Source organism: Streptomyces sp. AcH 505, from assembly GCF_000818175.1.
Taxonomy (GTDB): Bacteria; Actinomycetota; Actinomycetes; order Streptomycetales; family Streptomycetaceae; genus Streptomyces.
Map to the genome: position 1 here is coordinate 4,978,955 of NZ_JTIY01000001.1, position 9,483 is coordinate 4,988,437.

A 9,483-nucleotide genomic window follows, 5' to 3' on the forward strand; every position below is an offset into this window, starting at 1 on the left:
GGACGGCACCCGCCCGCCGTGGGTGGCTGGCTCCTTCGACCGGGTGCTGGTCGATGTGCCGTGCTCCGGTCTCGGCGCGCTGCGCCGCAGGCCGGAGGCGCGCTGGCGGCGCCGCGCCTCGGACCTGGAGGGCTTCGCCCCGCTCCAGCGCGGCCTGCTCCGCGAGGCGCTGAACGCGGTACGGGTCGGCGGCGTCGTCGGCTACGCGACCTGCTCCCCGCACCTCGCCGAGACCCGCGTCGTCGTGGACGACGTACTGAAGGCGCTCGGCGGCTCGTCGGTCGAAGCGGAACTGATCGACGCCCGCGACCTCCTCCCGGGCGTCCCGGCCCTGGGCAAGGGCCCCGACGTCCAGCTGTGGCCGCATCTGCACGGCACGGACGCCATGTACCTGGCCCTGCTGCGCCGCACGGCGTGACGCAGGGGCTGACCCGGGCCCCGCGGGGCGATTCGTCCGTATCGATGGGCGGACCGTGTCCTGTGACCCCCGTGGAGCATGGCAGGCTTGGGCCATGGCTCAGATCAACCCCAGCATCCTGTCCGCCGACTTCTCCCGGCTCGCCGACGAGGCGAAGGCCGTCGAGGGTGCCGACTGGCTCCATGTCGATGTCATGGACAACCACTTCGTGCCCAATCTGACGCTGGGGGTGCCGGTGGTCGAGGCGCTCGGGCGGGCCACGGACACGCCGCTCGACTGCCATCTGATGATCGAGGACCCGGACCGGTGGGCCCCGCAGTACGTGGAGGCCGGGGCCGGTTCGGTGACCTTCCATGTGGAGGCCGCCGCCGCGCCCGTGCGGCTGGCCAGGGAGATCAGGGCCAAGGGGGCGAGGGCGTCGATGGGGCTGAAGCCCGCGACGCCGATCGAGCCGTACGAGGATCTGCTGCCCGAGCTGGACATGCTGCTGATCATGACCGTGGAGCCGGGCTTCGGCGGTCAGGCGTTCCTCGACATCATGCTGCCCAAGATCCGGCGTACCCGGCAGCTGATCGCCAAGCACGGACTTGAGCTGTGGCTCCAGGTCGACGGCGGGGTCTCGGCCGACACCATCGAGCAGTGCGCCGAGGCCGGCGCCGATGTGTTCGTCGCCGGGTCCGCCGTGTACGGGACGGACGATCCGGCGGCCGCGGTGCGGATGCTGCGGCACCAGGCGGACGAGACGACGGCGGGCGCGCCGTGGGCCTGCCGTCACTGAGTCGGCCACCCGGCCACGGGGACATGAACGGAGCCCAGCAGGGCTGATCAAGGACCGCTGCATCTGACAGGATGAACAGGGAGTCCGGAGTGCGCAGAAGTGAGGAGATCGCGGTGTCTGGTATGTCGGCAGGACGGCCAGCCCTGCGGATGGGACCCGCGGAGTTGGTACAGGCTGCGGCCATGGCCCGCCGGTTCTATCTGGAGGGCAAGTCCAAGATCCAGATCGCCGAGGAGTTCGGCGTCAGCCGCTTCAAGGTGGCCCGGGTGCTGGAGACGGCGCTGGAGCGGGATCTCGTACGGATCGAGATCCGCGTCCCCTCCGAGCTGGACGCCGAGCGCTCCGACGCCCTGCGCGCCCGCTACGGGCTGCGGCACGCCGTGGTCGTCGAGTCGCCCGCCGAGGGCGCCGACGAGTCGCCCGACCCGGAGAACCTGGGCGAGGTCGCCGCCGATCTGCTCGGTGAGCTGGTCACCGAGGGCGATGTGCTCGGGCTCGCCTGGGGCCGCTCCACCATCCACATGGCCGCAGCCCTCGACCGGCTGCCGCCCTGCACCGTCGTCCAGCTGACCGGCGTGTACGACGCGGGCACCGCTGAGCGCGGCTCGGTCGAGGCCGTACGGCGCGCCGCCCAGGTGTCCGGCGGTGAGGCCCACCCCATCTACGCCCCGATGCTGCTGCCCGACCCGGCGACCGCCGCCGCGCTGCGCAGCCAGCCCGGTATCGCCCGCGCCTTCGAGTACTTCGACAAGGTGACGGTGGCCGCCGTCTCCATCGGGTCCTGGGAGGCGGGCATCTCCACCGTCCACGACATGCTCACCGACGAGGACCGCACCCACTACGCGTCGCTCGGTGTCGCGGCCGAGATGTCGGCGCATCTCTTCGACGCCGAGGGCCGCCGGGTCGGCCGGGATCTCGGCGAGCGGTGCATCACGGTCGAGGCCGACCGGCTGCGCCGTATCCCGGAGGTCGTGGCCATCGCCGGCGGGCTGCGCAAGGCCGAGGCGATCGGCGCCGTCCTGCGCTCAGGTCTGGTCACCAGCCTGGTCACGGACACGGCGGCGGCCGACTTCCTGCTGACGGAGTTCACCCCGGCGCCCCGGCCGGCCCTGGAGCGCTCCGACCCGGACGGCGACTGACCGGGCCAGGTCCTGGCGGGGCGCCGTGCCGTAGACTCCCTGAGTAAGGCAAGGTTCCACCGCCTGACACAGCAAGGCCCCACCTCGTTGGAGGAACACACGAATGTGGGGCCGTTTTGTTGTGTCCTCGCGGAAGTGACCTGCTCCGTTTCGCGTGAAAATGTGAGACTTATGCGCTTCCTTGAGCCCGGCACCGGACGTTCCGTCGAGTCGTCACCGGTTCCCTACGACCTGACCTACGACGACGTCTTCATGGTGCCGAGCCGCTCGGCCGTCGGCTCCCGGCAGGGGGTGGACCTCTCGTCCCCCGACGGGACCGGCACGACGATTCCGCTGGTCGTCGCCAACATGACCGCCATCGCCGGCCGCCGCATGGCGGAGACCGTCGCCCGGCGGGGCGGGCTCGTCGTCATCCCCCAGGACATCCCGATCGAGGTCGTCACCGACGTCATCTCCTGGGTGAAGAAGCGCCATCTCGTCCTGGACACGGCGATCACCCTCGCCCCCGCGCAGACCGTCGGCGACGCGCTGTCCCTGCTGCCGAAGCGGGCGCACGGCGCGGGCGTCGTGGTGGACGGCGTCGGACGGCCCGTCGGCATCGTCACCGACCACGACCTGACCGGCGTCGACCGCTTCACCCAGCTGTCCGAGGTCATGTCGAAGGACCTGGTCCTGATCGCCGCCGACATGGACCCCCGCGAGGCGTTCAACACCCTCGACTCCGCCAACCGCAAGCTCGCGCCCGCCGTGGACGCCGACGGACGGCTGGTCGGCATCCTCACCCGCAAGGGCGCCCTGCGGGCGACGCTCTACACCCCGGCGACGGACGCCGAAGGCGCGCTGCGGATCGCGGCGGCCGTCGGGATCAACGGCGACGTGGCGGGCAAGGCCGCCCAGCTGCTGGACGCCGGGGTCGACACGCTCGTGGTCGACACCGCCCACGGCCACCAGGAGTCGATGCTCTCCGCGATCAAGTCGGTCCGCGCGCTCGACTCGAAGGTGCCGCTGGTGGCGGGCAACATCGTCGCCGCCGACGGCGTACGGGACCTGATCGAGGCGGGCGCCGACATCGTCAAGGTCGGGGTGGGCCCCGGCGCGATGTGCACCACCCGCATGATGACCGGCGTCGGCCGGCCGCAGTTCTCCGCCGTGAGGGAGTGCGCGGCCGAGGCGAAGAAGTACGGCAAGCACGTGTGGGCCGACGGCGGGGTGCGCCATCCGCGCGACGTCGCCATGGCGCTCGCCGCGGGCGCGTCGAACGTGATGATCGGCTCCTGGTTCGCCGGTACCTACGAGTCGCCGGGCGACCTTCAGCAGTCCGCCGACGGGCGGTACTACAAGGAGTCCTTCGGCATGGCATCCGCCCGCGCCGTCCGTAACCGCACCAGCGAGGAGTCGGCCTACGACCGCGCGCGCAAGGCACTGTTCGAGGAGGGCATCTCGACGTCCCGGATGTTCCTCGACCCCGCGCGGCCCGGCGTCGAGGACCTGATCGACTCGATCATCGCCGGGGTGCGTTCGTCCTGCACCTACGCCGGTGCGAACTCGCTGGAGGAGTTCGCCGAGAAGGCCGTCGTGGGCGTGCAGAGCGCGGCCGGGTACGCCGAGGGCAAGCCTTTGCACGACAGCTGGGCGTAGTCTCAACAGTGGTGCCGAACAATCTCGAATTGGCAGGCATGAGTGCGGAAGACCGGGGTAAACGGGCTCTGCACAGTCCACGATCAGGGGAGGACCACAGTGTCCACGGCAGTGTCCACGGCGAGCGCGGCCCAGTTGGAGCTTCCTCATGTTCCGTGCCCGAGCGAAGTGGCACCCAAGGACGCCCGGGAGATCTCCCGGCTCTTCTTCACCCGGCTCGCCGAGCTGGAAGAGGGCACGGCGGACCACCAGTACGTCCGTAACACCCTGATCGAGCTGAACCTGGCGCTGGTCCGGTATGCGGCGACGCGGTTCCGCAACCGGTCGGACCAGATGGAGGACATCGTCCAGGTCGGCACGATCGGCCTGATCAAGGCGATCGACCGGTTCGAACTCACCCGTGAGGTGGAGTTCGCGACCTTCGCCGTCCCGTACATCATCGGCGAGATCAAGCGGTTCTTCCGCGACACCAGCTGGGCGGTGCACGTGCCGCGCCGGCTCCAGGAGCTGCGGATCGATCTGGCCAAGGCCAGTGACGAGCTGTCCCAGCGGCTGGACCGCACGCCGACCAGCGCCGAGCTGGCCGAGCACCTCGGCATCGAGGTGGACGAGGTCATAGAGGGTGTCGTCGCGAGCAACGGCTACACGGCGGGCTCGATCGACATGCCGACCGACGACACCTCCGAGTTCGCCGCTCCGCTCTCCGACCGGCTGGGCGCGCTCGACGCCGACCTGGAGACCGCGGAGAACGTGCAGGCGCTCAAGCCGCTCATCGAGTGCCTGGACGCCCGGGAGCGGCAGATCCTGCGGATGCGCTTCGGCGACGAGATGACGCAGGCGGAGATCGGCGCCGAGCTGGGCGTCTCCCAGATGCATGTGTCCCGGCTGCTGACCCGGATCACCGGACAGCTGCGGGCCGGACTGCTCGCCGTCGAGTAGACCCGCGTCGAGCAGACCTCGCCGTAGAACAGACCTCGCCGTAGAACAGACCTTTCCGGCTGACCGGCCCGGCGGCTCCTGCCGTCGGGCCGTGTTCTACTTCAGCCGTGCGCCTCAACGATCTCGACGAACGCATCGTCCACGCCCTCGCCGAGGACGCCCGCCGCTCCTTCAGCGACATCGGCTCCCTCGTCGGCCTCTCGGCGCCCGCCGTGAAGCGCCGCGTCGACCGGCTGCGCGCCGAAGGGGCGATCACCGGCTTCACCGTCCGGGTCGATCCGGCGGCCATGGGCTGGCAGACCGAGGGATTCATCGAGATCTACTGCGGCCGCAACACCTCGCCCGAAGCGATCCGGCAGGGCCTGGAGCGCTACCCGGAGATCGTGGCGGCCTCCACCGTCACCGGCGACGCGGACGCGCTCGTGCAGGTACTCGCCGCCGACATGCGCCATTTCGAGCAGGTGCTGGAACGTATCGCGGGCGAGCCGTTCGTGGAGCGCACCAAGTCGGTCCTGGTGCTGTCGCCGCTGCTCAGACGGGCCGTCGTGCCCTCCTGACCGGCTCGCTCCACCGGTCGCGCAACGAATCGCCGCCCAGCGGCCGAGAGGCGCAACAAAACGCACACCACGACGCAACAGACGCGTCTTGCCGCGCCCGTCGCCCGGACCGTAGCGTCTAACCGTCACCCCCACCCCTTACGCACCACCCCGAGGTCCGTCATGCCGTCGCTGCGTACCGCCCTGCTCCAGAGCTCCGGCCACCCCGGTTCCGTCGAGGGCAATCTGATGGTGCTGGACGAGGCGGCCGGGCGTGCGGCTGACGCCGGTGCGCGGCTGCTGGTGTGCCCGGAGATGTTCCTGACCGGGTACGCGATCGGCGCCGACGTGGCCAGGCTCGCCGAGCCCGCCGACGGTCCCGGGGCGCAGGCCGTGGCCAGGATCGCGGCCCGGCACGGTCTCGCCGTGCTGTACGGCTACCCGGAGCGCGACGGTGAGCGGATCTTCAACGCCGCCCAGCTCGTCGGCCCGGACGGTGCGCGCGGCGCGCACTACCGCAAGACGCATCTCTTCGGCGACTTCGAACGTGCCTGGTTCACCCCGGGGGAGCAGCCGGTCGTGCTGGCCGAGCTGGACGGGATCCGGCTCGGCGTCATGATCTGCTACGACGTCGAGTTCCCGGAGAACGTCCGGGCCCACGCCCTGGCCGGCACCGATCTGCTGCTGGTCCCCACGGCGCAGATGCGGCCCTTCGAGTTCGTCGCCGAATCCCTCGTACCGGTCAGGGCCTTCGAGAACCAGCTCTACATCGCGTACGTGAACAGGACGGGCTGGGAAGGCGAGTTCGACTTCGTCGGGCTGAGCTGCCTCGCGGGACCTGACGGCGCCGCCGTCGTACGCGCAGGTCGCGACACGGAACTGGTCGTCGGTGACGTCGATCCCGTACCGCTCGCCGCGTCGCGCGCCGCCAATCCCTATCTGCGGGACCGCCGTCCCGGGCTGTACGGCTCGCTCGTCTGACCGGCGCGCCCCCGCACCGTAATCCCCGCTCGTTCGCAAGGAGTTCCCGCCGCCATGACCACGGTGCCGCCCCCTGCCGTCCCGCACACCCCCGAACCCGAGTCCGGCGCCCTGCCACGGGTCACCATGTCGGGCCCCGACTTCCCTTACGCGTACGACGACTTCCTGACGCATCCGGCGGGGCTCGGCCAGATACCGGCGACCGAGCACGGCGCCGAGGTCGCCGTCATCGGCGGCGGTCTCTCCGGGATCGTCACCGCGTACGAGCTGATGAAGATGGGTCTCAAGCCGGTCGTCTACGAGGCCGACCGCATCGGGGGCCGGCTGCGGACCGTCGGCTTCGACGGCTGTGACCCCGAACTGACAGCGGAACTGGGCGCGATGCGCTTCCCGCCGTCCTCCACGGCGCTCCAGCACTACATCGACCTGGTGGGACTTGAGACCCGTCCCTTCCCCAACCCGCTTGCCCCCGGCACCCCTTCGACGGTCGTGGACCTCAAGGGCGAGTCGCACTACGCCCGCACCATCGACGAACTGCCCGAGGTCTACCGGGAGGTGATGACCGCCTGGAACACCTGTCTGGAGGAGGGCGCCGACTTCTCCGACATGAACAGCGCCCTGCGCGAGCGGGACATCCCGCGGATCAGGGAGATCTGGGCGCGGCTCGTGGAGAAGCTCGACAACCAGACCTTCTACGGATTCCTCTGCGAGTCACCGGCGTTCGCCTCGTTCCGCAAGCGGGAGATCTTCGGCCAGGTCGGCTTCGGCACCGGCGGCTGGGACACCGACTTCCCCAACTCCATCCTGGAGATCCTGCGGGTCGTCTACACCGAGGCCGACGACCACCACCGCTCCATCGTCGGCGGTAGCCAGCAGCTCCCGGTCCGGCTGTGGGAACGGGCGCCTGGCAAGATCACCCACTGGCCCGCGGGCACGTCGCTGGCCTCGCTGCACGGCGGTGAGCCGCTGCCCGCCGTGACCCGGCTGCACCGTACGGCCGGCAACCGCGTCACGGTCACCGACGCCTCGGGCCGGATCCGCACTTTCCGCGCTGCCGTCTTCACCGCCCAGTCCTGGCTGCTGCTGTCGAAGATCGCCTGCGACGACGCGCTGTTCCCCATCGACCACTGGACGGCGATGGAGCGCACCCACTACATGGAGTCGTCCAAGCTGTTCGTGCCGGTCGACCGGCCGTTCTGGCTCGACCCGGCCGTCGACGGCGCCGGGCGTCCCACCGGGCGTGACGTGATGTCGATGACGCTCACCGACCGGATGACCAGGGGCACGTATCTGCTGGACGACGGGCCCGACAAGCCCGCGGTGATCTGCCTGTCGTACACATGGTGCGACGACAGCCTCAAGTGGCTGCCCCTGTCGGCGCAGGAGCGGATGGAGGTCATGCTCAGCTCGCTGCGGGAGATCTACCCGGGCGTGGACATCCGGCGGCACATCATCGGCAGCCCCGTGACCGTGTCCTGGGAGAACGAGCCGTACTTCATGGGCGCGTTCAAGGCCAACCTGCCGGGTCACTACCGCTACCAGCGGCGGCTGTTCACCCACTTCATGCAGGACCGGCTGCCCGCGGACAAGCGGGGGATCTTCCTGGCGGGCGACGACATCTCGTGGACGGCGGGCTGGGCCGAGGGCGCCGTGCAGACCGCGCTCAACGCGGTGTGGGGCGTGATGCACCACTTCGGCGGTGCCACGGACCCGACGAACCCGGGGCCCGGCGATCTGTACGACGACCTGGCACCCGTCGAACTCCCCGAGGACTGAGGGCCAGGCACCGGGCGGCCGGTCGGGGCCCGGCCGGAGCAGGGCCCCGACCGGCCGCAGGCTCAGACGCCGGCCGCGCGGACGCCCGCGTACACCTCGGCGGCCACATCCACCAGCTCCTGCGCGTCGCGCATCGTGGTGGACAGGTCGATCAGCAGCTCGGTGACTCCGTCGACCTGCGCGTGTGCCACGACGTCCTCGACGATCTGGCCCGCGCTCCCCTGGAACGGCTGCCGGCCCGCACCCTCGAACGGCTTCGCGCTGTACACGGAGTTGGCCCGGACGCAGACCTCCAGCGGCCGCTCACGGCCGCGCTCTGCCGCGACGTCCCGCACCTTGCGCAGCTCCTCCGCCAGCTTGTCGGCACCCAAGCCCACCGGCATCCAGCCGTCGGCGCGGTCGACGAGCCGGCGCACGGCGGGGCCGCCGCCGGCGGCGAGGAAGACCGGAATCGGCCGGGCGGGCTTGGGGCCCACCTCGGCGGGCGCGATGGTGGTGAACTCGCCCTGGTACGCGACCGGGTCGGGGCCCCAGACGGCGGCGAAGACGTCGAGCAGCTCGTCCAGGGCCGCACCGCGCTTCTCGAACGGCGCCACGGAGGCCGCCGCGTACTCGTCAAGCGACCAGCCGGTGCCGATACCGGCGACGGCGCGGCCACCGCTTGCCGCGTCCAGCGTGGCGAACGTACGGGCCAGTTGGAACGGGACGTGCAGCGGAGCCACCAGCACGCTGGTGCCCAGCCGGACCCGCTCGGTGACGGCGGCGGCCAGGGCGAGCGTCACCATCGGGTCGGCCACGCCGCGGTAGTGGTCGGGCCAGGCCAAGCCGGGTACGCCGTACAGGCCTTGGGTGGCGGGCGTGGGGAAGAGAATGCGCTCGAAGACCCACAGGCTTTCGTAGCCGGTGTCCTCGGCGGCCCGCGCGACGGTGGTCACATCATGGGCCAGGTCGTACTGATGCATCTGCGGCAGTCCGAGACCGAGTTTGAGCGGCATAGGGGCACTCCTTCGTGCGGGTGAAGAGGAGAACCACCGTAGGCCAATGGGTTGTTGAGCGCTCAACCGACCGGCTGTAACAGGACACCCGGCGCCGCGGCCCCGACGGACTCCGCTTTCCGCACCTCGGATGTCACGCACGCCACGTAAGCTCCCGGAAAGTCACCTCATGCCGGAAAGTCACCCGACGAGGGAGAAGTCCATGGTGTCCGGTCCGCGCGGGGGACGCCGCGCAGAACGGCTCGAACAGCGCAGGGCCGGCAGGCGCCGGGCCGCGCTGGTC

General features: G+C 70.7%; 8 protein-coding genes and 1 pseudogene. 8 read left to right on the forward strand and 1 reads right to left on the reverse strand.

All coding sequences use genetic code 11. The features are described from left to right. The 8 genes and pseudogenes from HY68_RS22770 to HY68_RS22805 all read left to right on the forward strand — a co-directional run. Positions 1–418 (forward strand): annotated as a pseudogene (locus tag HY68_RS22770) (rRNA cytosine-C5-methyltransferase); the annotation flags it as partial. Positions 419–512: 94 nt separating this feature from the next. Continuing rightward, positions 513–1,196 (forward strand): ribulose-phosphate 3-epimerase, encoded by a 684-nt coding sequence (rpe, locus tag HY68_RS22775; RefSeq protein ID WP_041991693.1) that lies wholly within the window; start codon positions 513–515, stop codon positions 1,194–1,196. Between the two features lie 122 nt (positions 1,197–1,318). Next, positions 1,319–2,335, forward strand: a complete 1,017-nt coding sequence (locus HY68_RS22780) for a sugar-binding domain-containing protein (protein WP_041991695.1) — start codon at positions 1,319–1,321, stop codon at positions 2,333–2,335. 171 nt (positions 2,336–2,506) lie between these two features. Further along, positions 2,507–3,973: a GuaB1 family IMP dehydrogenase-related protein gene (locus HY68_RS22785; protein WP_041991697.1), complete on the forward strand. Its 1,467-nt coding sequence runs from the start codon at positions 2,507–2,509 to the stop codon at positions 3,971–3,973. Positions 3,974–4,084: 111 nt separating this feature from the next. After that, complete coding sequence (locus HY68_RS22790) at positions 4,085–4,912, forward strand: RNA polymerase sigma factor SigF (protein WP_241778785.1); 828 nt, start codon at positions 4,085–4,087, stop codon at positions 4,910–4,912. Positions 4,913–5,019: 107 nt separating this feature from the next. Next, positions 5,020–5,469 (forward strand): Lrp/AsnC family transcriptional regulator, encoded by a 450-nt coding sequence (locus HY68_RS22795; RefSeq protein WP_041991701.1) that lies wholly within the window; start codon positions 5,020–5,022, stop codon positions 5,467–5,469. A gap of 162 nt (positions 5,470–5,631) precedes the next feature. Beyond that, positions 5,632–6,429 (forward strand): carbon-nitrogen hydrolase family protein, encoded by a 798-nt coding sequence (locus tag HY68_RS22800; RefSeq protein ID WP_041991703.1) that lies wholly within the window; start codon positions 5,632–5,634, stop codon positions 6,427–6,429. 54 nt (positions 6,430–6,483) lie between these two features. Further along, positions 6,484–8,205, forward strand: coding sequence for an NAD(P)/FAD-dependent oxidoreductase (locus HY68_RS22805; protein WP_041991706.1), 1,722 nt, complete (start codon positions 6,484–6,486; stop codon positions 8,203–8,205). Between the two features lie 62 nt (positions 8,206–8,267). Here HY68_RS22805 and HY68_RS22810 read toward each other — a convergent pair whose 3' ends face one another. Further along, positions 8,268–9,200, reverse strand: a complete 933-nt coding sequence (locus HY68_RS22810) for an LLM class F420-dependent oxidoreductase (protein WP_041991708.1) — start codon at positions 9,198–9,200, stop codon at positions 8,268–8,270. Positions 9,201–9,483 lie beyond the last annotated feature (283 nt).

Bases quoted from the DNA above. Each gene is read 5' to 3' on its own strand.
- rpe (WP_041991693.1), top strand. From the start codon at position 513: ATGGCTCAGATCAACCCCAGCATCCTGTCCGCCGACTTCTCCCGGCTC.
- HY68_RS22780 (WP_041991695.1), top strand. From the start codon at position 1,319: ATGTCGGCAGGACGGCCAGCCCTGCGGATGGGACCCGCGGAGTTGGTA.
- HY68_RS22785 (WP_041991697.1), top strand. From the start codon at position 2,507: ATGCGCTTCCTTGAGCCCGGCACCGGACGTTCCGTCGAGTCGTCACCG.
- HY68_RS22810 (WP_041991708.1), bottom strand. From the start codon at position 9,200: ATGCCGCTCAAACTCGGTCTCGGACTGCCGCAGATGCATCAGTACGAC.
- HY68_RS22805 (WP_041991706.1), top strand. From the start codon at position 6,484: ATGACCACGGTGCCGCCCCCTGCCGTCCCGCACACCCCCGAACCCGAG.
- HY68_RS22800 (WP_041991703.1), top strand. From the start codon at position 5,632: ATGCCGTCGCTGCGTACCGCCCTGCTCCAGAGCTCCGGCCACCCCGGT.